The sequence below is a fragment of the Trinickia sp. Z7 genome (assembly GCF_056498045.1).
The window spans coordinates 1-2252 of sequence record NZ_JAUEQW010000038.1 but is presented as its reverse complement, the minus strand read 5'-3'; the positions used below and the strand labels follow the sequence as shown (position 1 = coordinate 2252).

Genomic DNA, 2252 nt, shown 5'->3' with positions numbered 1-2252 from the left:
CGGCCCCGCAAAAACCCGCTTCGCCCCCTTCACGTCGATGGTCCCCGGCGCATGGATCTCGATGTTGCCGTCCTTGATGCGAATATATGCGCCACCGGACGTCAGCAGGATCTCTTTCTTGCCGGCCATCTCCACCGCTTCCGTGATCGAAACCATCTTGACGCCTTTATGGGCCGTCAGTTCGATCCCATCCGAATGCGCCTGCACCTCCACCTTCCCCTTCGCCGCAAACAGCTTCATCCCCGCGTTCTGCACGAATAAGCTCAGCTTCTCGCCGATCGAAGCAATCAACGATTTGCCGCTCGCGATATGCGTGCTCGCCCCGCTCACGATGTTCACGTGTTGGTCCGCGGCGATGCTCGTCGACTGCTGTGTCGAGAGCGCGATCCCCGATGGGCTCGCCATCAGCATGATCGGCTCGGCAAAGCCGTTGGCGTTGCCCGTGCCGCCGCCCGCCGTGCGCCCTGCCCCGGACGCATCGCCCGCCACGCTCCTTTGCGTCGCATCGGTGAACGCCTTGAGCGAGTCGTAGCCATCCTTCAAGCTTTCGGCTTGATGCGCCGCGCTCGCATCCGAGAGCGCTTCGATCACGCTCTCGGCGTTCACGAGCTGAGTGCTCGCTTGCCGCACGTCCATCGGCTGCTTGACCGACGCCGGATGACTCGACACGTACAACCCTTGCTCGGCTCGAATCGCGCCATAAGCATTCGACTTCAAATCGAAGCCGCTGCCCAGATACCCGCCACGCGTGTTGCCGCTGTGATCGACCAAGTACCCCAGGTGCAGATGCGAATCGGCGCTCGTCGAATACAGGTGAATACGGTTCTGGCCCGTCGCGTCATCCATGACGAGCTGATTGAAACCGCTGCCGCCGTATTCCTTCGACCGGTACCCCGACAGCAACCCATGCGTATGCCAAACCGGCGGCGTCGGCCCGCCATGCATGCGTCCCAAGATCACCGGCCGGTCGCAATCGCCCTCCATGAAGCCGACCACGACCTCGTCGCCTTTGCGCAAGGGGAAATGTCCGCCTCGCTTCGCCCCCGCATCGGGAAACGCCGCGCGCACCCATACCGATGCCCGCTCATCTCCTTCGTTGCGGCGATTCCACGGAAACAGCACCTTCACGCGATTGAGCGAATCGGTATAGATCTCCTCGCTATCCGGCCCAGCGATGATGCCCGTCTGCAACTGCATGACCGGCTTGCGATGCTCGAACGGGCTACGGAACGGCGTACGCCGCCGTTGCGCCTCGATCTCCACTTGAAAGTACCCTTCGCTGCCGTCGGGATGACGAACCTTCACCCCTCCGGCATTGGCGCTTGCGGCCCGCGCCACATCCGGCCGCAAACTCTCCGCAAAGTCCGCCACATCGTCCATTCCGGGCAGATTGTTTCGGATCGTCCACGTCGTTTCCAAAATCGCGAACTCGCGATCTTGAGGCGCATCCTTATCGTGGATCGGATGAGCCTCGAGCACGAACCAGTACCCAGGCCTCGCGCAACGCAAGCTGCCAACGCCGTGAAACCGCTTCATCTGCGATTCCCAGGCCTCCACCCGCATCGCATTCTGATGCTCGCCTCGGTCCCGAACACCCCACGTGTACGCGCCTGTGTAGTCATACACCTCGCCCTGTGCCGGAATATCATCACGCGGGCTGATTGCACTATTGACCTGCTTCGGCAGATCGGGCCGCTTGTAATCGAACGTGCGCGTCGTCAGCTTCGCGCTTTGGATTTGCTGTTGCTCTTTCCATTGCGTAAAGCCATCCACCTCTTCACGCAACCCCGTGCGCACGAAGCGCACCGTCTTCTGCTCGAGTTGCGGCACGAAGTACAGGTCGTCCATCAACACGAGCGTATGCGACTTGCCGTCCTCGGCCTGCTCGAAGCGGCCGAACACCCCCGCCTCCTCCAAGCTGCGATGCACGAAGTTCCAGTCGTCTTCCCATTGCACCCGATTCGAATACTGCGGCATCGCCTGCCGCAAATCGAACCGATACGCGCCCTGCGCCTGCGGATGCGCGTCGAACACATCGGCCACGATCTGCTCGCCCGTCTGCTCTTGCCAATCGCGCATATCGCGACGCAGCGGCAAAAAGCACATCCACGACGAAAAGCGCAATTGGTAAAACGTGAGATACCCGTCGCTACCCAACCGCGAGAACGTTTTCACATAGCCGTGATGCGGCAGATACGAGCCGTCGGCTTGCTGCAGCCACAACGTCACCGGCTGCGCAATCAGCGCCTTCA

Annotated in this window: 1 protein-coding gene; it reads right to left on the bottom strand. The window is 61.5% G+C overall.

All coding sequences use genetic code 11. The annotated features are described in order from the left end of the window. A partial coding sequence (locus QQS38_RS25865) for a type VI secretion system Vgr family protein (protein WP_479648179.1) occupies nt 1-2252 on the bottom strand: 2252 nt, incomplete at both ends.